Below are 23,045 nucleotides of genomic sequence, written 5' to 3'. Positions count from 1 at the left end.
CTAATTTTCTACTTTCTCTACTTGAACTAAATCTAACTCTATTATTGTTGGTTTACCTAGAATTGACACTTCTACGTTAATAATTTTTTTCTCATCATTAATCATGTCTACTTTGCCAGTGAAATTTTGAAAAAGACCATCATTAATCTTTACTTTTTCTCCTTTTTCATAGCCGTGACTTAATTTTCTCTTTTCTTGAGCATTATAGAGTGCATTACACATTAAGTAAATCTCATCATTAGAGATTACCTTAGGAAGGTTACCATTTTTTAAGAATCCATAAACTTTAAGAGATTTTGGTATATTATTAATAAAATTTAGCACTTCGTCGCACAGATTTACATATAAAAAGACATAACCTGGAAAGCACTTTCTTCGCATGGCAGTTTTTTTAGATCTTAACTCTGCTTCATTTGGTTCTTCATATGGAATAAAAACTTCCTTAAAGTAATTACTGACCCCTAATCTCATAGAATTTTCTAATATGTGTTGACATACTTTCTCCTCGTAGTTAGAAACGACTCTCAAGATATACCATTTATACTTATTGAATTCTCTACGCTTCAGACTTACTTCATCATCTGAGACTGTTTCAAGATCACTAGTTACATCGCTACAGCATTTTAATGTTTGATTCAATATATCCTTGCTCCTGTCACATAGATGCATATATATATATATATTACATGGCTCTTGTGTATCAGATTTTGAACTGCACATTATTTGATAAGGAATAAATACCTCCTTGAAGTAGGGAGCATTATTTGCCAATTCACGTACATGTTTTTCATGCCCATAATTAATTTTGATGATATACCATTTATATTCCATAAACGATTCCAAATAAAGCTTTAATTGTATAAAGAGATATAAAATCTACTAAACAAAAGAAAATTGAGAAGCATAATATAATGCCTGCTACAACAAATAAAGACGACAATACCTCTTGCTTTTTTGCCCAGACAACTTTTCTTATTTCTTGTTTTATATCATAAAAAAAACTACTCAAATTTTTTAACATCTCTAATACAATATTAATGCAGGAGCGATAGGAATTGAACCTACAACTTCTGGTTTTGGAGACCAGTGCTCTACCGATTGAGCTACGCTCCTATAGCTGAAACTTTCTACTCCAAAATTTCGGAAACAACACCAGAACCAACAGTTCTACCGCCTTCTCTTATTGCAAAATGCAATCCCTTATCCATTGCTATCGGTACCTGTAATTCTATTTCTATACTTATATTATCTCCTGGCATTACCATCTCTTTTCCCTCTAACAATTTTATACTTCCTGTCACATCCGTAGTTCTTATATAAAACTGCGGCTGATAATTTTCAAAAAATGGTGTATGTCTTCCTCCCTCTTCTTTCTTCAATACATATACCTCTGCTTTAAACTTCTTATGCGGTGTTATTGAATTTGGCTTTGCCAATACTTGACCCCTTTCTACTTCTTCTCTTTTTGTTCCCCTTAGCAATACTCCTACATTCAACCCAGCACACCCCTTATCTAAGCACTTTTTAAACATTTCTACTCCTGTACATATTGTCTTCCGCGTTGCTTTCAAACCTACTATCTCTATCTCTTCACCTGTTTTTATTTCTCCTCTTTCTATTCTTCCTGTTACTACTGTCCCACGTCCCGGTATTGAAAATACATCTTCAATTGGCATCAAAAATGGTAAATCCACAGGCCTTGGTGGAACTGCTACATATTCATCTAATTTTTCCATCAATCTTTCTATTGACTTCTTTCCATATTCACTGTCTTCATCTTCTAGCGCTTTTAATGCAGACCCAATCACTACAGGAACATCATCACCAGGAAATTCATACTTGCTCAACAATTCCCTGACCTCCATCTCCACTAAACCAATCATATCATGATCAGCTACATCAGCTTTATTTATATACACAACAATATACTTAACACCAACTTGCTTTGCTAGTAATATATGCTCTCTTGTTTGCGGCATTGGCCCATCGACTCCGGACACTACCAATATTGCTGCATCCATTTGTGCTGCACCTACTATCATATTTTTTACGTAATCAGCATGCCCGGGACAGTCAACATGTGCATAGTGTCTCTTATCTGTTTCATACTCGACATGTGCTGTTGCTATTGTTATTCCCCTTTTTCTCTCTTCGGGTGCTTTATCTATTTGGTCATATGCTACGAAATGTCCATAGTACTTCGTTATTGCTGCTGTCAACGTTGTCTTCCCATGATCTACATGTCCTATTGTTCCTACATTTACATGCGGTTTACCAAATGCCTCTACTATTTGTGCCATAATTATTACTCCTAGTTATACTTTAACTCGTCAGCTACACGTTGTGGCACTTGCTCATAACAGGAAAAATGCATACTATATTGAGCTCTTCCTTGAGATATAGAACGTAAAACATTTATATAGCCAAACATACTTGCAAGAGGCACTAAAGCAAGGATTATAGTACTGTTGTTATGTGTTTCCATACTTGAAACTTGCCCTCTTCTGCTATTTACATTACCCATAATATCACCCATATACTCTTCAGGTGTAATAATTTCAACTCTCATTATAGGCTCCAACATCTTTGGACTAGCTTTACTTGCCATGTCTTTAAAGGCGCCTTTAGCAGCCAGCTCAAAAGCCAAAGGGCTTGAATCGACTTCATGAAAAGCACCATCAATAAGAGTAGCTTTAAAGTCAATGACTGGGAAACCAGAAATTATACCTTCCTCTTTTATTAATTCCAAACCGTTTTGCACACTAGGAATATATTCTTTTGGAATTGCGCCACCTACAATTTTACTTTCAAATTGAAATCCAGAGCCAGCTTGAAGAGGCTCAAATAAGATCTTTACTCTTGCAAACTGACCAGCACCACCAGATTGTTTTTTGTGAGTGTAATCAACCTCAACAGATTTAGTGATAGTCTCACGGTATGCAACTTGGGGCGCACTAATATTAACATCAACGTTAAATTCACGTTTTACCCTGTCTGTGACAATTTCAAGATGCAACTCACCCATGCCTTTTAATATAGTCTGACCGCTTTCTGCATTTATTGACATTCTTAAAGAAGGATCTTCTGCTACTAATCTACTCAAAGCAATACCTAATTTTTCTTGATCTGAAGTAGTTTTAGGTTCTACAGCAATCTCGATAACAGGTTCAGGAAACTCCATACGCTCTAATAATATAGGAAAATCATGTGAACATAGAGTGTCACCAGTGATTGTTTTTTTTAACCCAACCAAAGCAACTATATCTCCAACCTTAGCTTCACTTATATCTTCCCTGTTATTTGCGTGCATGAGTAGCATTCTACCAATCCATTCAGTCTCATTTTTCCCTGCATTCAATATAGTAGACTTAGACTTTAACTTACCAGAATAAATACGAATAAATGTTAAGCTGCCTACAAATTTGTCTGTCATCACTTTGAATGCAAGAGCAACAAATTTTTCTTGTTCTGAAGGCTTGATTACAATTTTTTTTCCTAGATCTTTAGGATTATTTCCAATAATTTCATCAACGTCAATAGGAGAAGGTAAAAAATCAACTATGCTATTTAAGAGTAGTTGCACCCCTTTATTTTTAAAAGCTGATCCGCATAATACTGGGACAAATATTCCTTTAATGGTACCGCTTCTCACACACTTCTTTAGTAAACTTACTGGTAAGTCGTTAAATTCAAAGTAAATGTTCATTGCTTCGTCATCCATCCCAGCTACGGTATCTAATAAAAGACTTCGATACTCTTGAGCCTTATCAAGTAAATTAGACGGAATATCTTCATGGAAAAATTTAGCACCTAATGTTTCTTCTTCCCATGTAATAGCTTTCATAGAGATAAGATCTACTACACCCTTAAAATCTTTTTCATTCCCTATTGGTAGCTGAATAACTAAAGGTACTGCTCCTAGCTTACTTTTAACCATATCAACACATCGATGAAAATTTGCTCCTATTCTATCCATTTTATTGATGAAACAGATACGAGGGACATTATATTTATCAGCTTGACGCCAGACAGTTTCAGATTGAGGTTCTACTCCTGCAACTCCATCAAATACAGCAACTGCACCATCTAAAATCCTTAAGGATCTTTCAACTTCAACAGTAAAGTCAACGTGTCCAGGAGTATCTATTATATTAATTTTATGACCGTTCCAAAAACAAGTTGTAGCAGCAGATGTGATTGTAATACCACGCTCTTTTTCTTGCTCCATCCAATCCATAGAAGCTGCACCATCATGCACTTCGCCAATTCTGTTTTGTTTACCAGTATAAAATAGAATACGCTCTGTTGTAGTAGTTTTGCCAGCATCTATATGAGCCATTATACCTATATTTCTATATTCAGATATACTAATTTCCATATTACTATTAATTAACATTAAAAACTAAGATGGGAAAAAGCTTTATTGGCCTCAGCCATTTTATATTTTTCTTCATACATCTTAAATGCGCCACCGCGTTTATTGTAAGCATCTATCATTTCAGCTTGTAGACAATCAGCAGAAGTTTTCCCACTTTTTTTTCGAGCTGAAGTGGCTGCTTCAGCAATCCATCTTAATGCTAAAGAAACTGCTCTATCCTTTCTAACCTCGACAGGTACTTGATAAGTTGCACCGCCAATGCGACGAGGACGAACTTCTATAGAAGGAGTAACATTTTCCACCGCCGTTTCGAAAATTGATATTCCACTTTCCTTTATTTTCTTTTCGGCTAGAGATAGAGCATTATAGACAATCTTTTCTGCAGTGGACTTTTTGCCACATTTCATGATGACATTAATAAAGCGCATTAATAAAACACTACCATAACGTGAATCAGGAATTATCTCCCTCTTTTTTGCTTTGTTTCGACGGGCCATAAACTTAACCAGATTTTTTTACACCATATTTTGAACGAGCCTTTTTTCGATTTTGTACACCATGTAGATCAAGAGTACCTCTTATTATGTGATAGCGTACACCTGGTAAATCCTTAACTCGCCCACCTCGTATCAAAACGACGGAATGCTCCTGTAAGTTATGGCCTTCACCAGGTATATAAGCCGTTACTTCACCATATCCACTAATCCTTACTCTTGCCACTTTACGTAGTGCTGAGTTGGGTTTCCTAGGAGTTGTAGTGTATACTTTAGTGCAGACACCTTTTCTCTGAGGGTTACTTTTCCCTAAAGCAGGCACCTTCTTCTTGCAGAGTAACTTTAACCTACCCTTGCGTACCAACTGATTTATCGTAGGCATACATTAAAAACTCAGGATCATTAAAACAACTTAAGTTTTAGTTATAAAATAATAAACTTCAATAGTCAATATAAAAATAAACATTATTATTCTAATAATTTTAGCTTCACTTTTATAATTACTATCCAATACATACAAAGCTCAAATTTTGTAAAGTCTTTTAAAACCTAGATGAGATTTATTTAATAGAAGTATAAGAAGACAATAGTAATCTCTTAGTCTTATGATCAAGCACTTCTTGGTAATATTTTCTAAGCTTGGAAACATAATTTTTTGTGTATTAGTTTTATTATTGACTATACGATTAATATAATTGGCCGTTTCAAATATCTTTGATGTTTTATCAATATAGTCAAGCACAGTAGTAAATCTTGGCAGGTTATTACCTCAGCCTAGAGCTTTTACTCCTTGCATAACTTGGGTTTAAGCTAGATCTATATCGAAGTGTGCTGTGATGAGTATTAAGGGTAACTTACAGTTACTTTTATAAAATCAGGCAAGGGAGAGGTATCAAAAAAAGTAGGAGATTGGTGCTTGTAGGTAAACTACTACCTTTCCTGCAAATGTTATATGATGTATATAATAATAATCTACAAAATGGCTATTTATATCAAGAGTTTCAATCGGAGCTGAAAGTCGCAGTGTATTTTTTTAGTAAATGTCTATTCTTGCAGTTAAATATGGATTTCTGGAGTCGAGAGACTCATGCTTTTGCTTTAATGGAGACCTGTTGTATAATTTTTTCTAGTACGTTGGATTAATAGAAATTGTTTTATAAACTTTATCAGTCTTCTTATTTGTTGTAATGATAGGGGGTGTTTGATTATTGTCAATTTGACAAATTGATAATGCAAATATTATGTAATGGTGTCTTGTGCTTGTTTTCTTGCACTATATTCGTTTCATATCTTTATTGATTTTACCTAGAGCTTCTAGCTTTTTAAGCTAAAGTGCGCTTATAAATTGTTCAAGGTAGTATAATATGCTAATTTGCGGAGTTAAAGGTGATTAACTATCTACTATAGTGGATTTTTTTTGCTTTTGCTAGCAAATTTTTTTTGAGTATTCATAGTTAATTTCAATCATGAATGAACATCTATTTTTACAAAAAATTTTGTTATTCAGCATATGAGGCTGGAACCTATATTTCTTTTTTGGATCTTAGAATCATCATTATTAAAGTAACATAAAAGCTCAGATCACAGTATGTGTGCTTGAGCAACACTGTTCGTAAAAGAGTAGTATTAGAATATTTGAGTGATAGCAGGTTACCTGCTCACAAAGATTTTATCTGTAGTGCACATATCAGTCATGCTCGAATTCCTAAAAAGGTGAAGCTAGTTGTGCTTTGTAAATGGTTTGAATAATCCCATGTGCTATAAAGGTTATCTTCAGGTAGTTTTACTGTGGAACTGTTGTTAAGTATCATGTTACACTTTCTATTTTCTGCATGAACACAAGAAAAGACATAGCTGCTTAATTGAGTTTTTCTTTCTAATACATCTTTAGTGAATTTTAGATTTGATAACGAATTTTGTTCTGTGATTATATTGAGGTTATCTATCAGGTAGTTATCTGTAATCACTTTATTTTCAGAATTGATTACTGAAGTCTTATTATCATTGTTCCAGAGAGCAAAAGGTTTATGTTCATCTACGTTAATGTATAAGGTATTTGGCAAAATTCTATAAATTCTTACGTATTTTATCCATTTGCTTATAGACTGTATGTTATCAGCGAGCTTTGATAGTGACACATACATAATTGGTTGTGTTTTGTTTATCAAGTTTAAAATGTCCTCCTCATTTGTAAATTTGTTACCAGTGATGACTACTTTATCAATTGAAAATCCATTACTTAGTAATAGACTGGATAAGCGATTATTATACCAAATAAGATAATAATTGAGTTGACTTGTGATTTTATCAAGTAATCTATAAAGTACTAATGTCAGAAAGAGTGCTATTGTAATAAATAAAACACACTTGTGTAAAAAACTCTTTTGGCTTCTAGTAACATTGTTCAGCATTTACTTGACCTCTAACATTTTTGTGTTGCTTCAACGATAATTTGAACTAACTTATTAAAACTGATTCCTTTTGTCAGTTTTGCGATTTTTGGCACTAATGATAACTCAGTAAGGCCAGGATGTGTATTAATCTCGAGCATTTTTAAAGCTTTATTTTTAGGATTGTAGCGAAAATCTGAGCGGGAGATGGTTCTACATTCTAAAAATTGATGAATTTTTAATGCATGTTCTAGAGTCATTTTATATATATAATCTGGGACTTTAGCAGGAAATATGTATTCTGAAAGCCCATTTGTATATTTTGCTTCATAATCATAGAATTTATTTTTTGATTGTATTTCCATAGTACCGATTGCTTCATCTAGTAACACAGCGGTTTGTAATTCTATACCTGGAACATATTCTTCTACAATCATCCTTTTCATGATAATAGAATTATTATTTTTTAGATTTAGGTAATCCTTATATGAAGAAATTATGTGTACGCCTATGCTTGAGCCTTCGTTGATTGGTTTGAGAACATACGGATAATCAATTTTAATATTGTTTTTTAGTATATCTTCTTGACTAATAATGTACCATTTTGGGGTATCAATGCCGAGGTAACGAAATATGTGTTTAGACATTCCTTTATTCATAGCAACAGCAGAAGCCATAACTCCAGAGTGTGTATATTTTATACCTAAGATTTCTAGTAGGCCTTGAATGCAGCCGTCTTCACCGTAAGGCCCATGTAGAGCTATAAAAGCGAGGCACGGGTTAGTTTTTTTTAACTTTTCAGTAATATTGTTGTCAACGTTTATTTCTATTGCCTTATATGAAAGGCTGTTAAGAGCTTCTTTTACTGCTTTTCCACTCATTAACGATACTTCTCTTTCACAAGAAGATCCACCAATCAAAATTGCTATAGTAGGAAGCATAAGCATTTTTAGAAGGATTTTATTAATTATAATTACATTACGAACTTTGTAAATAGAAGAAAAATTAGCTTGAAAATTGTGATTTATTGCTACCATTTCTATAGTCTTATTATAAAGAAATTACTTGTGTTGATCAAATAACCGCAGGTATTAGAACCTATATTAGTAGAATAGAAGGACAGTCAAAATGTAAGTTAATGTAATTACAAAAATGCTATAAGAGTACTTCTCATTACTATCTATGTTGGAGCGACATTTTCATAAATGTGCTTACATCTCTTAATATATATAGCAATTTCTAAGATTATTTACTGACTAGTAAAATTTGGGGAGAATTCCTTTTTACTGTAACCCCATTTACAGTAAGGTATATGAAACTTTCAGTGAATGTTATAAACAAATTTTATTTTTTTGGTAGTTTTCTATTTCTGTTGGTTCAATAAACAGAAGCGCTTTTGGTAACCCACTTCCTGAGCTATATTAAATTAGTATCTGTAAAGCATTAGTAAATAACCTAAGCTTTGGGATTTGCTTTTATAGCAAATAAATAATGTCATCTAACTCTGATAAGACTTTATTCACTTTATAATGGAATTACTCAGTGCCTTCTTTTCCTGTGTTACCTAAGTAGCGGGTACTAAGGTCCAGAGAGAAAAAAAGAGATATGAATTCTGACATGTAATGCTGAAATAATATCATTCATATAAGGAAAAATGTTTGCCTATAAACTAGCATTCTATTCTGTCTTGAGCATTTTATAAGCATGTTTTAACTTGTGTAAGTAAGAATAGAAATTTTGTGAAGATGTAGATGTACACAGTGCAAAAGACTGAACATGCAACACCAGGTTACATAATACTTCTGTTGTTTAGTCGTAAAGGTTAAAAGTAACTTAACACTGGTTAGCTATTTAGATGATAGCCTTCTTATAGATCTATATTTGTATAGTTGTGTTTAGTATTTAGCTATATCTATAATAAACTCTCCTAGAGGCTACTTTAAGTAGATTGATTCCTAAGTGTGAAGAAGTATCTATCCAGTAATAAAATGGACAACTTGAATAGAAAATAGTAAGGATGTAATATGATACACTAAGTATTTTTGTTAACTTAAGAAACTTGGAAGCGTATTAAGCCTCATGTTATCATTAATGAAGTAAAGTGAACACTCTTGCTTAAAGCATATCGAAAAAGATTAGTGGATATGGAGGAGGGGAGATTATATAAGATAATTTGGTTTACAGTGTGAATAAATATATCCTTCTTCTGAGAAGGATATATTCCATATGCTATGTTACAATAAACTTTCATGAAATTTATCAAGTATCGAGCGAAGCTTGAAACAAGCAAATATTCTCTTGTAGAATAATATCAGTTAAGTTATATGTAATAGTATATGAATTAATCAGACTGCAAAATCACGTAAATCTGAATTGCTTATATGTTATTCTGAGTTATATTGGCTTAAGTATAGGGGATCTGTTCTAAAAGCAAAGAGTATTTATTCGTGCTTGAAGTTTAAACAAAATGTTTTTTGCTACCGACTAATGGAAAAGAAATTATCTAAATTTATAGGTAATAGATAGAGTGAATGTAAATAAGGAAGTAAATGAATAGGTGGGTGGTAAATTACCATTAAAAATGTAGCTAAAGTATGAGCAGTTGGGCTAGTAAATTTCCTCTTGAAGATAAAAAAATTAGTTCTATGGTTAAAGATATTGATTGACTTATCAGAATGAATTAACTTTTGAGGCATTTTAAAATATAGTTCAGTAATACGGTATCCGAACACAAATGAAGACCATTTTAGCTGTTGAGACAAGCTGCGATGAGACTGCGGTAGTAATTGTAAATAGTGCTAGGCAAGTCCTTGCTCACGAGATTCTTTCTCAAACAGAGCACAAGGAGCGTGGCGGGGTAGTTCCTGAAATAGCATCACGTGCTCATATGGAACATTTGAGTGGTTTGATAAAAAGTGCTATGAACAAATCCAACCTTAATTTTTATGATTTAGATGCGGTTGCGGCGACATCAGGGCCAGGACTCATAGGTGGATTGATAGTCGGTACAATGATGGTAAAAGCGATTGCGCATGTAACACAAAAGCCATTCATTGCCGTTAATCACTTAGAAGCACATGTATTGGTTATTAGGTTACTTTATGAAATTAAATTTCCATTTTTGGTTTTGTTAATGTCAGGTGGTCACTGTCAATTTTTAATTGCGCAGGATGTAGGTAAATACATTAAGCTTGGAGAAACGTTAGACGATTCATTAGGTGAAGCATTTGATAAAGTTGCTAAGATGCTAGACTTAAGTTATCCAGGAGGTCCGTTGATAGAAAGATTGGCTAAGAAAGGTGATGGTACAAGATTTAAGCTTCCAAGAGCAATGGTGAAACGTTCTGGATGTAATTTTTCTTTTTCTGGAATAAAAACAGCAGTAAAGAAGCTAGTTCGGGAGCTTAAGCTGAACGAGCAAGATATATGTGATGTATGTGCTTCGTTTCAAGAGTGTATTAGCGATATACTACTCGATAGAGTCAAAAATGCGATTATTATGGCTACATCTTTAAATATTAAAATCAATGATTTTATAATTACTGGCGGAGTTGCAGCAAATAACTTTTTAAAAGGGAAATTAAAGAGATACGTAAACTTAAACGTATTTTTCCCCCCAAGTAACTTGTGTACAGACAATGCAATAATGGTCGGATGGACAGGAATTGAAAGATTGAGGAGAAATTATGTAGATCCACTCAATTTTGCACCGAAGCCAAAGTGGGAATTAGAAAGTTATTGAAAGTTTTCAGCTCTAAATTAGGTGGTGAAAAAATCTACCTTTTTTGATTACAGTTGTTTATACTTTATATTTATATATCAATATTTTATTTATTAACTTGAAGTTAATTAGCTTCTGTTAATATTTTTGCAATAAAAATTGTATATGGTACATATAATCAAATTAAAAGGGGGGTTGTGGAAATTACCCCATCAATAAAAAAGGAATTGAAGCAAAGTACGCTATATATTTGCTTAGAAAAGTGCAAAAGTGCATTTTGGTTTATTTTTTGGTTTAGTTCAGGAATCAACTTGTTGATGTTATTCTTGCCACTTTATACCTCTCAAGTGCTTGACCGGGTAATATCAAGCGGAAGCATATCAACATTAGTTATGTTAACAATTATTACCCTAGCTGCATTTGCATGTTCTGCAATGCTTGAAACTTGTCGGTACTTAGCAATGGCAAAGATTGGTGACTGGATTGATAAAACTGTAACGCCGGATTTAATAGTAAGATCAATTAGGCTAACGTCAGTGCAAAGTTCAACTTCCAGCGGTGAGGCAATACGAGACCTTGGAGTGATAAAGAATTTTATTGTAGGAAATGGTATATTTTCATTATTTGATACTCCGTGGTCATTGATTTATCTTGGTGTGGTTTTTATGATACATACCTCTACAGGGTTTATAGCTGTTATTGGAATTGTTATATTGGTATCCATGGCAATATGGAATGAGCTTGCTACTAAGCGCATATTGAAAGAAATTAATGAGGAAACTATATTGAATATCAATGCTATAGATGTTGCAACAAGAAATGCAGAAGTAGTTGAAGCTATGGGTATGTCAGAATTCATAGTTTCTGACTGGTGTAAACGGAACAATCAAACCCGTATGATGCAGATTAGAGCACAGAATCGGTCTAATGTAATTACTGGAATTACTAAGTTCTTACGTTCGACCCTGCAAATATCAGTGATCGGAACAGGTGCACTACTTGCAATTACAGCTCATAAGACTGCTGGTAGCATTGTTGCTGCTTCTATTTTAATGGGTAGGGTATTGGCTCCATTTGATGCAGCAGTCTATACTTGGAAATTTTTAAATCAAGCCATAATATCTTATGGTAGGTTGCAAAGACTTATATTAATATCTCCGAAAAGAGAACAAACTTTGGCTCTGCCAAAGCCTAAAGGAAAGTTAGAATTTGATAGAGTGTTTTTTACTCCTTATGGTAGCAATAAACCAACAATAAAGGGTATATCCTTTGTAATAGAACCAGGGGATATAGTTGGTGTTATTGGTGCAAGTGCCTCTGGTAAATCAACTATTGCAAAACTAACTGTTGGTGTATGGAGACCTGTGTCTGGTGTAGTGAGACTGGATGGTGCTGATGTGTACACTTGGAACAGGGAGAATTTTGGTAACTATGTTGGTTACTTACCTCAAGATATTGAATTATTTAACACCAGTGTTAAAGCTAATATTGCACGTATGAGACCAAATCCAAATCCTGAGGAAATAATTAAAGCAGCAAAAATTACAGGGGTACATGAATTAATACTAAGTTTACCAAACGGGTATGATACAACGATAGGAAGCTTTGGAGTGACACTCTCTGGTGGGCAGAAACAGCTACTTGGTCTTGCAAGGGCTTTTTATGGTAATACGAAGCTTTTAGTGCTTGATGAGCCAAATGCTAACTTAGATAGTAATGGAGAAGCGTGTTTAATTAAAGCGATTAATATTGCAAAAGAGCAAAATACCACTACTATAATTATAACTCACAAGCTGCTATTGTTATCCGTAGTTGATAAAGTTATTCTTATGTCAGATGGTGCTGTTTATGCTATGGGACTGAGGGATGAAGTTTTAAGCAAACTAGTTGCTTCATCGTTGTCGTCAAACACCACGGAGGGTGAGCGCGATCTTCAGTAAGTGGTTAAAAAAAGTGCGGTACTTTTCTTTACCTTGTATAATCAATCTCTTGTCTACTATACTCAGGTGTTTTTTGATTGCTACTTTGAAAGAAAATGAGTTTTTGCACTTTACTGCACACTGGGTTCACGTTACTACTTTCTCGCGAGGGCAAATTTTGTTAATAATTATTGTGGCAGTGTTGTACTTTCTGATTGTGAAGATTAAATATACTATTTTTATCTAGATTAAGACTACCACTAATTGTCATTTTTAGTTTTAAATTTTTTATAAGATTTCGTGCCTGCTTACTTTAGTTATTTTTTCCTTTATCTTCTGTAGTTTTTCTTTTAATTCCTCCTGAAAACTTTTGTTGTGGCTTTTAAGTTTAGTGATAGGAAAATTTTTCAGTACAGTACTACTAAGAGGTTTTTTGCTTGGGGGAAGAGGAGGAGGTGGTGGTGGTGCATTTGCGCTTTGACTTAGCAAGGGAGAAGGTGAGAGTGTAAGTGGTGATGCTAACTGAGAAGATTGAAGTAGTGTAGCTGTAGAAGGTAGGGGAGAAGTTGGTATATTAGTTGCGGTAGATTCTTTTAGATCTAGAGTAGGTAAAGACGGTGATATAGTTGTTACTACCAATGTTTGTGTGCTAGCGTTATTATCATTTAATCTCTCTTCAATGGCATTATATATAACCTTCTGCTTTTTATTATTTATTGTGTAAGGAGTTGATTTAGAAAGGTATATTGCTGAGCTTAGTGCAACTATTGCAGAAATAGAGGCAATTGTTGTATAAAGCGCTGGTGCTACAGTGGTGCTATAAATCGCTAAGATTACAGGATAAATAAATATCACGGTTGTGAGAATAGATGCACATAGTAGAAAAGAAGCAATTGAGTGTTTTAACGAAGATGAAATTCTGAAAGTGCCCATTTTTACCTCACGTGTTAATACTATGTTAGTAATAACTAGGTTAATGTCTTATGTCAATTAAAATTATAGAATAAATTCATCAAAAAATTATGATATGAGTAATATTGCTGTAGGAAATTTATGGCAACATTTTACACAATGTTTAGTGAATTTCAATGGATTATTTTTTAGTTATAGATGTATATGTGTTCTGTTAATATATTTAAATTTGAAATCTAAAAGGTATCATGCTTTCTATTGGGGAAGGAGGTACCAATGTTACTACATTTTAGGAATGATGCTTTAAATAAAAGGTATTTTGTTAGGGATAAAAATAGTAAATCAGTGTCTGATTTGGGTTCATGTTTTGCGTTACTAGATAAAAAAAGAAGTACTTTTTTTATATCATGTAGATCAGAAAAATTAATTGCTGCAGTCCATTTCAAGAGTAAATGGGATTAATCTATCTGTTAATAGAAGCGAGAGATTGAGCATTTTACTTGCTATAATATAGCTCAGTTTTTTTTGATAAGGAGCAAAAATAAAATTGACCAGAAATGGTATTATCTTTTCTTGTTTCATTAGTAGAAGTAAATCGTTTAATAGAGTATTAGTGTTTTCTATAGAAATAAGTAATATTGTGATGAAGACTTTCTGTCTCGTAGCCATCATGATAGTTGGAGAGTCATAGTTGTTGTACTAAAACTGGAGGCTACAAGACAGAGGTAGTCTAAAAGATAGTTAAAGTGGGCATTTGCGTGTTTTGTCTTTGTTGACGCAACAGTAATCTACTAGAAATTATTCCAGGTAGAATATATCGGGAGTACGGAATATTGTTTGACCTTTAACTAAGTTTGACTGAGGAAAAATGACCTTATTGATCTTTGTATACTAGTACTATAAAATATTAAAGCTAGTTTATCAATCGTAAAATTTTTTAAAGAACAGTGTTAGCGCTAACTCTATATAATATAATGAGGTAAATTACTAAAGTCAGAATTAGTTGTGAGTGAAAAGACAGTTTCTATAATACTATGATTCTATTTCATAATTTTAAAAATGAACAGCGGCTATTTTTCAATATGAAAGAAAGTAAGAAGTTTTATCTATTAAGTTATCTTCATTTAAACTCTCATCGAGTTTTTCTATGCTATGCTTTACTTTGACTTTTATTATAATTAATGTCATTTATTTGTTTAAATTTACATTTAAATTTTAATATTGCTAGTGATTTATTAGCGAAAGAGTAAGCTTTAAATAATTGATTAATAAATCTCAGCTAAAGCTGTAATGTGAAAAATGGTTGAATTTATAATTTTATTAATATAACCTTTGTTTAAGCTAGAATATTTCCTTTTTATATAACTTAGATATATGGAAAAATCAAAAGCACCGGGTATTTAAACTTTACTCATTAAATGCAATTGTAATGAGGTAAAGAATTGTGTTAATACAACTTTGAAGTTTAACCTTTAATTTGGTGGGGATGTTTCTTATCAGAATAAGAAATTGCAAAAGAATTAAGCAATAATTTTCATGCTTGTAATGTTGATAGTTCTAGTTTATCTTTTGCCAAAGAGCAGAACATACTCTATTGATGTTTAAGTAGGAGAGCTTTGTAAGCAATAACTATTTTCTGGTTAAAGGAAAGGGATATAATTTAGTTTATTAGGGTGGGTCATTAAGTTTTTAATTTATGTTGTTGTTTTATAATGATAGAGTTTATAATAAAAGTCAGAATTTCCATCTATGAATGAACTAATAACTTGGGTTCAAAAAGAGGAAGTTATTTTAATAAAAACTAAGTCTGTAGGGGGAGTTTCTTTTTTGAATTTATACAGTGATGTGTACGTTGCAGATTTGGGTTTTGAGCTTAGTAAGTTGTGTAAAGTATCTACGATACTAGCACTTTAAGTATCAATTTCTATACCTGAGAAGGTGAATTACATAATAAAGGTGAATATATACGAAATAAAAGTAATAAAAAGTGAAGTTACTCCCTATCTAAGTTCTATTTTAATTAGTAATGAGCATATTTTTTTATTTTTACAATCTGTTTCGAGTTTTGCCTGGTTATGTTATGGTTAAACCTCTCATTTTGAAAAGAAGGCTTTATCTAGCTTGGAGTACTAAGATTGAATAGTAAAGGTTTGTTTATTTAGAAAAACAAGATAATAATGAAATGTCTTTTCATCACTCTAGGCGTAGGGTAGTAATAAAAAATATTTAAGGAGTGTTTTTAAAATTTACAATATTTACAATAAAGAAATTGATGATTTTGCTGATATAGTGATTTGTGTATAAAGAGGATATTTTTTATGAACAATCAAGAAATAAGTTGTTCAAATTGGAATGACATAAACATAATAAGGGGACAGTAAAGGACAATTTTGATGTTTTATCAAAATTTTGTGATATAAAAAGATTCTTTTTTAATAAGAAGTTGGTTGGTAAGATAGTTAGTGGAATGGGAGAATTTTACCTATGTTCTTCAAGAGCTACGAGAGAGATGGTGTTAGGTGATTTCAATTGTAAGGTGGTGGCTTAAAATTCAATTTTATATTTTTTTCTGGTACATGGAAAATGCAAGTAAATAGAAAGCTGTTTATGGGCACTCAGGACTTAAAAGTTCATTTAGTGACTGAAACACGTGATTTTTTGTGTGGACTGTGGATCAGAAGATGATAAAAAACAGACAAATAGTTCATAAGGTATGAATTAGAGACATGAGAGTATTATATTTATATTCTATCTGAATCTAAATTAACTTAGGTAGCTTATTATCTAGGTAATTTAATATGTGCGCTTGTAGTTCAGTTGGATAGAGCGTTGCCCTCCGGAGGCAAAGATAGAGGGTTCGAATCCCTCCAAGCGCATTTTTATCAGGTTTGACAATAGTATTTTGATATAAGATAATGTAGAGAGTTTATTTAGAACGCAATTATGTCCACTGGTACAGTAAACAAAGTTATATTAGTTGGTAATTTGGGAAGGGATCCTGAAATTAGAACTATGCAGAATGGGAAAGAAATGGCAAGTTTTTCAATAGCTACATCTGAGAGTTGGACTGATAGATTTTCTGGTATACGTTCTGAAAAGACGGAGTGGCATAATATTGTGGTGTTTAGTGAAGGATTGGTAAAAATTATCAAGGATCTTGTACGTAAAGGCAGTAAAATTTATGTTGAGGGTTCTTTGAGGACTAGAAAATATACTGATCAAAATGGCAATGAAAGATATACCACAGAGGTAATGCTGCAGAATTTTAACAGTACTCTTACACTTTTAGATTCACGGCCAAATTCTGATTATAAATCAAATGAATATAAGCAACGTGAAACAGAGCAAAAAAATCAGTATGGAAATTTTGACAGTGAAATAAAGGAAGAGCTGATGGACGATGAAATACCATTTTAATAACTTAAATTGAAAGTATTATCTCCATTTTTGTGGACTGCTTGTGTTACTCCCTTTAATTATAGAGGAGATAGCATAGATTATAGCAGTTTACAGCGTTTACTTGCAATACAAACTGAAGCTGAAAACGGTGTGGTGTTATTAGGTAGTACAGGTGAAAGTTTATCACTTACTGATCGTGAAAGACGTGCATTAGTTAACTTTGTATGTGAGCTGGAGTTAAGTATGAAAGTTATAGTTGGTGTACCAGGAGTGAATTTACATCAAACCCTTGAATGGCTTGATTTTTGTGAAGGTATGCCTATTTACGGCTATCTAATGACTACCCCGATTTATACAAAGCCTGGAATAATAGGTCAGACTCTATGGTTTGAAAAGCTACTTGAAAAAGCACATGTACCAGCTATGCTTTATAATATTCCATCAAGAGCAGGAGTAAGTCTTTACGTAGAAACTGTGCGTAATTTATCTGGCCACAAAAAATTTTGGTCTATTAAAGACTCAAGTGGAACTATTGATACTTTAATTGAATATAAAAAAGTTGCACCAAATATTGAGGTTTTTTGTGGTGATGATAATATGATACTTGATATGGCTACTTATGGTGCAGCTGGTTTGGTTTCTGTTGCCTCTAATCTTTGGCCGTGTATAGCGCATAGATATGTTAAGCAATGCCTACTGTCATTTCAGGGCATGTCACTGGAATCTGAGAAGAAAATAACTGCTCCAGTGATAGAAAATGGAGTAAAAAGTTTAGCAAATATTTGGCAGCAAGTCTGTAAAGCACTGTGTACTGCTAGCAACCCAATACCTACTAAAGTACTCTTGCATGATATTGGGCTTATAGAACATAAAACTGTTCGCCTACCACTCAGTATAGAAGACTTGTCTTCTATTGAAACATTAAGGCAAGTTACTGGAATGGTTTCTAAGTGGGAAGAGTTGACTGATAACTAGGACAATAACCATCGGTCTTATTAACTTTTGGGCTGTGGCTAGTACAGTATAGGCATTATTTAGTTTTGTTTGAGTGGCTGGCTCTCTATGAAATCACCTAGTAGTGTTAAAACGGAGGAGAAAAAGGTGTTTAGTTATTGTACTAATGGTGACATAATAATTTTGCATACTATTCTAGTTAAAATGTATACCTAGGTAATTCAAGACTAGGGTAGCTAACTTTAATTACATAACTAAGGTTTTAATGCCATTCTGTTCTATATAGCCTTGATGTCTTAAACTATTAGACGTGTCCCCTAATCTGTGGCTGAACTGACTTAAGTTTATTGATAGTTTAGAAAATCTTTAGGACATCATACCAGCAAGTGGCGGACACTGAAATGACATCTCTTTGCAGGCTTTTGAATTGTTTTAGCTATAAATATTTGGAAAGCTTATTAGATAAAGTAGAAAAAGGATAAGGTAAAACTTGGTTAATATCTGTCTGAAACACTGATATCATACACTGCATTAAATGCTTTGTAGTTTCATAGATGTGTTTCAGCTTATGCGGTAAACAGAAGCCTAAGTAAGACTAATGGAGATAGAGGAATATATATAATATAAAGAATTAAATATAAAGTCTTAATTACATAATACTTTTGTTGTTTTTAACCTGCGTGGACTGAGAATGACTGGATACCATTAGTTTAAGTGAAGAGGCTGTAAAGGTTGTTATGTAGCTTTTTGTCTTTATGTAAATGCAGATTAGTAGTGTGCTGCTAAAAACTATGCAAGGAGCTTCTTAATTTGCTATGGTAAGCGCAGGCTTGTATTAAGTGTTTTATGCTGTTAGATTTTTTACAATATCAAGTGCTGCATAGGTGAGTATTGCTCTTGCGCCAGCACGTTTAAAGCCAATTAAAGACTCATAAATTACTTTATCATAATTCAGCCAGCCATTGTTTGTTGCAGCTTTTATCATTGCGTACTCACCGCTTACTTGATAAGCAAAAATCGGGAAGTCAAACTTATCGCTTGCTGTTTTAATTATATCTAAGTATGGCATACCTGGTTTTATCATAATAAAGTCTGCGCCTTCGTTTATATCCATTTCAATTTCACAAATTGTCTCTCTTGCATTTCTATAGTCCATTTGATAACCACTTTTGTCAATGCAATTTGATGGCATGTATGAGCCAACAATTTGTCTAAATGGTTCATAGAAACTGGAGCAGTATTTTACTGCATAAGATAATATTAATACATCTTGAAAGTTATTGTCATCTAATGTCCTTCTTATTTTTCCTATTCTACCGTCCATCATATCAGAAGGAGCAACTATATTACATCCTGCTTTTGCTAGAGTGAGTGCTTGCTTACACAATACTGACACAGTTTCATCATTTTCCACATCTGTCAGATTTTCTTTTAAAAGGCCATCATGACCATGAGTAGTATATGGGTCTAGTGCAACGTCTGCTATAATACCAATACCAGGTACCTTTAATTTTACAGTGTAAATTGCCTTACAGATTAAATTGTCCGGATTGTATGCTTCCTCAGCATTTTTTGATTTTAATTTACTGTCAACTACAGGAAAAATCGCAATAGCATTGATTCCCAAGTCCTCAGCTTTTTGGGCTGCAGAAACTAATCCGTCTATTGAATAACATTTTATTTCAGGTAAACCAGGAATTGATTCAATTGTTTCTTTTTTGTCGTGAACAAAAAGAGGGAAAATCAAATCATTTACTGATAAAATGCTTTCACTCGTTAAGTTCATGATCCATTTACTTGAGCGCCTACGCCTTAAACGTGTATTTGGAAAATTAAACATTATACCTTCTCTAAGATTATCTTGATAAAAGTAAATATCTATAGCATTTCTATAATTTCTCTTCAAATTTTATTCTTATTAAAGAAGAGTATATAGTTTATCTGCTATATCAATTCATTCTATTTCATCTATCTAAACGCCAGTAATTTTGGCAATAGCATTTATAGAGACATTAGTTTTAAGTAAGTTTTTAGCTATAGCTACTTTAGTCTGCCTTTTATCTTCTACTAACCTTTTATAGAGATATAGAGATTTAAATATACTTTTTTTATAATATCATCGATTTTTTATTTTAAAGTAGCACTTCTTTCTATAAATTCATTATTCTTTCTTTATGTGTTACTGAATTCTTATTATTTCGATAAAGCTTTCCTGACTGGTTGTATGTAAACTTTGTTATGGGTGATTTTCCTGCTGTTTTTCTTAAATCTTATCAGTTACTTCTTCTACTCATTAGAAGACATCTTTCTGCTGTGCTTTCTGATTATTCTACTTTGTTTTTTTGTAAATTTAGGTAACTTAATAAAGATAAATTGCAGGTCTTTTAAGTAGTACTCATTATTTTTTTGCTCCCGTGTATTATGAGTTTAAATGTAATTAACTATTTTAGGGAATAGGGTACACTATTGAAGATAGCGATATAAGGAGCGTATCTTAGATAGGCTTTAGTTTAGTAGCGTAAAGTTAAGCGTGTTTTTAGGTCTCTTGCTCTAGTGAGCTGTATCTCTGCAATTTATCTATTTTACGAAAACCACTTTGCGAAGAAAATCGACAACGCTTTATTTATTAAAAGCGGTCTCAGGATTTATAATGGTGTAATGGGACTGAGGAACTCAACTTTTTGTATCGGGGGCACTAATAGAGTTTTAAGATATTATTTCAAAAATAAGCAAGAATATTCTTGTTTTTTATGCCGAAGATTTTTTAAAGGTTAAACTTAATTTCTGATCAAGAGATTTAGGAAAGATTATAAAAATTAACTTAAGGACTATTAGTAATAAAATATTACTAGGGGTTGTTCAACCATATTTTTGAGTATGTAATCTTTGAAGATACTAGATTTATGCTAAGTAGTATATTTTATACTTCTCAATATCATTAAACTTTTACTTGTCTTTATTTTTGTTCTAAATTTCTGTAGAGCCTCATAACCTACTTTTATATATTATTCACTGCTCCGCTGAGAGAGAGTACCTTTAAAAACTACCTCTTCTTTAATTTTAAGTCAGTCTTTTTAAAGTGTTATCACTTTCATTCTTTAAAAGGATTAACCTTTTTTACTATTATGTTTCTCATTTTCTCTACCTTGCCACTCTGCTAAATAAGGTTTAATGAAAATCCCATTTTACGGCATTTAAATCTATTCCTTCTTGCACCATTTCCCAAAGTGGGCTCATTTCTCTTAGCCGTCCAACATTTCTAGCAATAAGATCTGCTGCGTATAAAATTTCATCTTTAGTTGTAAATCGTCCAAGACCAAACCTGATTGATGAATGCTCAAGGTCATGGCCATTATTTAGTGATCTTATTACGTAAGAAGGTTCAAGAGATGCAGATGTACATGCAGAACCAGAACTTACTGCTAAATCTTTGATTGCCATAATAAGGGATTCGCCCTCGACATAAGGAAAACTTAAGTTTAGGTTGCCTGGGACTCTGTTTTCATAATCGCCATTTAAAACAATATCAGGAAATGCCTCTTTTATCTTGCTGTATAAAATATCTCTTAATTCTTTTAACTTAGTTGCTTCTATTTCCATTTCTTCTTTGGCAATACGCGCTGCTTCACCAAAACCAACTGAAAGAGGGGTTGGAACTGTTCCAGAACGCATACCTCTTTCCTGTCCACCACCGCTAATTAATGGTGTTAACCTAACACGAGGGTTCTTTCTACGTACATATAATGCACCTATTCCCATAGGTCCATAAATTTTATGGCTAGAAATACTCATGAGATCGATGCTCATTTCGTTAACATCGATTGGCACTTTTCCAAAGCTTTGAGCAGCATCTGTGTGGAAAAATATATTATGTTTTCTACATATTGCACCGATTTCTTTAATAGGTTGCACTACTCCAATTTCATTATTTACCATCATCACTGAAACCAGAATTGTCCTATCAGTGATAGTTTCTTTGAGTTTTGATAAATCTATAATTCCGTTTTGCTTAACGGGTAGATATGTAACTTTAAAGCCTTCATTTTCTAAATGTCGACATGAATCCAAAACGCACTTGTGCTCTGTGCAAACAGTTATTATATGGTCCCCTTTATTTTTATAAAAGTTAGCAACACCTTTAATTGCCATGTTGTTTGATTCAGTTGCGCCTGAGGTGAAGACAATTTCCTTACTATCTGCGTTTACTAGATCTGCAATGTGCTTTCTTGCTTTTCCCACTGCTTCTTCGGCAATCCAGCCGAACGAGTGGCTACGAGAGTGTGCATTGCTAAACTCACTAAAGTAAGGTATCATCACTTCTAAAACACGAGGATCTACTTTAGTAGTAGACTGATAATCAAGAAATATCGGTAATTTTACCTTAGTATTGTATATTTTTTTATTTTCTATATTCATAATTAGTATAAAGTTTGGGAAGTGGAAGTTATATTTTATAACACTAAAACTTGACTTTTTCAAGATATAATTTTGTCCTAAATATAAAATCCAACTATTAAACGTTGTTATCATGGGAGTGACTATTTATTTTATAAAAACAGATACTTATTCATGAATTGCTTTTTAAAAACTTACTATAAAAATCATAAGCAGTAACTAATTTATTGTTTGCTTTAAGATAATGGTGTTTTTATTTATGGCTATAATTAACTACATTTAAAGTGCAACTAATCTAAATCCTATAGGCATTAGAGATGCTTACTTAGCAAAAAAAAGCAAGAGGACCTAAGGCAACTATTGTTCTGATTCTTTCTACGTCTATCTAATATTTTTGCTGCCTTAGAGTACTACGTGGGCTTGCTTCATCTTGTAAAAAGTTAGCACATAGTGCAAAAAGCTAAACATGATATACACCAAATA

At 32.8% G+C, this 23,045-nt stretch carries 15 protein-coding genes, 2 tRNA genes and 2 pseudogenes; 7 read left to right on the top strand and 12 right to left on the bottom strand.

Translation table 11 applies throughout. The features are described from left to right. From nusG to GOY12_RS02730, 9 genes and pseudogenes are all read right to left on the bottom strand, one after another. Complete coding sequence (gene nusG / locus GOY12_RS02770; protein ID WP_175818534.1) at positions 1–831, bottom strand: transcription termination/antitermination protein NusG; 831 nt, start codon at positions 829–831, stop codon at positions 1–3. Next, complete coding sequence (gene secE, locus GOY12_RS02765) at positions 821–1,021, bottom strand: preprotein translocase subunit SecE (protein WP_175818533.1); 201 nt, start codon at positions 1,019–1,021, stop codon at positions 821–823. The genes nusG and secE overlap by 11 nt, the downstream gene beginning before the upstream one ends. Positions 1,022–1,040: 19 nt before the next feature. Beyond that, positions 1,041–1,113, bottom strand: a tRNA-Trp gene (locus tag GOY12_RS02760). Positions 1,114–1,127: 14 nt separating this feature from the next. Beyond that, positions 1,128–2,300 (bottom strand): elongation factor Tu, encoded by a 1,173-nt coding sequence (gene tuf, locus GOY12_RS02755; RefSeq protein WP_175818532.1) that lies wholly within the window; start codon positions 2,298–2,300, stop codon positions 1,128–1,130. An 11-nt stretch (positions 2,301–2,311) separates the two neighbouring features. After that, a complete protein-coding gene (fusA, locus tag GOY12_RS02750) occupies positions 2,312–4,378 on the bottom strand; it encodes an elongation factor G (protein WP_175818531.1) in 2,067 nt (688 codons plus the stop codon). Positions 4,379–4,395: 17 nt separating this feature from the next. Further along, positions 4,396–4,875 carry a 30S ribosomal protein S7 gene (rpsG, locus tag GOY12_RS02745; protein WP_175818530.1) on the bottom strand — a complete coding sequence of 160 codons (480 nt, stop codon included), beginning with the start codon at positions 4,873–4,875 and terminating at the stop codon, positions 4,396–4,398. Between the two features lie 4 nt (positions 4,876–4,879). Further along, the gene (rpsL, locus tag GOY12_RS02740) at positions 4,880–5,254 is read right to left on the bottom strand and encodes a 30S ribosomal protein S12 (RefSeq protein ID WP_175818529.1); all 375 of its coding nucleotides are present in this window, start codon (positions 5,252–5,254) and stop codon (positions 4,880–4,882) included. A 1,268-nt stretch (positions 5,255–6,522) separates the two neighbouring features. After that, positions 6,523–7,283 (bottom strand): annotated as a pseudogene (locus GOY12_RS02735) (cell division protein FtsQ/DivIB). Then, positions 7,264–8,209: pseudogene (locus GOY12_RS02730) on the bottom strand (D-alanine--D-alanine ligase). The pseudogenes GOY12_RS02735 and GOY12_RS02730 overlap by 20 nt, the downstream one beginning before the upstream one ends. Before the next feature lie 1,787 nt (positions 8,210–9,996). Between GOY12_RS02730 and tsaD the strand changes: the two are divergent. Together tsaD and GOY12_RS02720 are read left to right on the top strand one after the other, a co-directional pair. Beyond that, entirely contained in the window at positions 9,997–11,004 is a 1,008-nt protein-coding gene (tsaD, locus tag GOY12_RS02725; protein WP_175818528.1) for a tRNA (adenosine(37)-N6)-threonylcarbamoyltransferase complex transferase subunit TsaD, read from the top strand. Between the two features lie 176 nt (positions 11,005–11,180). After that, entirely contained in the window at positions 11,181–12,923 is a 1,743-nt protein-coding gene (locus GOY12_RS02720) for a type I secretion system permease/ATPase (protein ID WP_175818527.1), read from the top strand. Positions 12,924–13,190: 267 nt separating this feature from the next. Here GOY12_RS02720 and GOY12_RS02715 read toward each other — a convergent pair whose 3' ends face one another. Further along, a complete protein-coding gene (locus GOY12_RS02715) occupies positions 13,191–13,835 on the bottom strand; it encodes a hypothetical protein (protein ID WP_175818526.1) in 645 nt (214 codons plus the stop codon). 255 nt (positions 13,836–14,090) lie between these two features. Here GOY12_RS02715 and GOY12_RS02710 point away from each other — a divergent pair, with 255 nt between their 5' ends. The 5 genes from GOY12_RS02710 (at position 14,091) to dapA (ending at position 18,188) form a co-directional block, all read left to right on the top strand. Next, entirely contained in the window at positions 14,091–14,276 is a 186-nt protein-coding gene (locus GOY12_RS02710) for a hypothetical protein (protein ID WP_175818525.1), read from the top strand. A gap of 1,287 nt (positions 14,277–15,563) precedes the next feature. After that, positions 15,564–15,728, top strand: a complete 165-nt coding sequence (locus tag GOY12_RS02705; RefSeq protein WP_175818524.1) for a hypothetical protein — start codon at positions 15,564–15,566, stop codon at positions 15,726–15,728. Between the two features lie 888 nt (positions 15,729–16,616). Then, positions 16,617–16,690 (top strand) — tRNA-Arg (locus GOY12_RS02700). A gap of 67 nt (positions 16,691–16,757) precedes the next feature. After that, positions 16,758–17,231, top strand: a complete 474-nt coding sequence (ssb, locus tag GOY12_RS02695; RefSeq protein WP_175818523.1) for a single-stranded DNA-binding protein — start codon at positions 16,758–16,760, stop codon at positions 17,229–17,231. 9 nt (positions 17,232–17,240) lie between these two features. Next, the gene (dapA, locus tag GOY12_RS02690) at positions 17,241–18,188 is read left to right on the top strand and encodes a 4-hydroxy-tetrahydrodipicolinate synthase (protein ID WP_175818522.1); all 948 of its coding nucleotides are present in this window, start codon (positions 17,241–17,243) and stop codon (positions 18,186–18,188) included. Between the two features lie 823 nt (positions 18,189–19,011). Here dapA and hemB read toward each other — a convergent pair. After that, the gene (gene hemB / locus GOY12_RS02685; RefSeq protein WP_175818521.1) at positions 19,012–20,007 is read right to left on the bottom strand and encodes a porphobilinogen synthase; all 996 of its coding nucleotides are present in this window, start codon (positions 20,005–20,007) and stop codon (positions 19,012–19,014) included. A 1,328-nt stretch (positions 20,008–21,335) separates the two neighbouring features. Next, positions 21,336–22,583 (bottom strand): IscS subfamily cysteine desulfurase, encoded by a 1,248-nt coding sequence (locus GOY12_RS02680; protein WP_175818520.1) that lies wholly within the window; start codon positions 22,581–22,583, stop codon positions 21,336–21,338. Positions 22,584–23,045 lie beyond the last annotated feature (462 nt).

Origin of the sequence: Wolbachia endosymbiont of Dirofilaria (Dirofilaria) immitis (assembly GCF_013365455.1) — a bacterium.
Classification (GTDB): Bacteria; Pseudomonadota; Alphaproteobacteria; order Rickettsiales; family Anaplasmataceae; genus Wolbachia.
The sequence above is the reverse complement of the archived record's forward strand: the minus strand, read 5'-3'. Positions and strand labels throughout refer to the sequence as shown.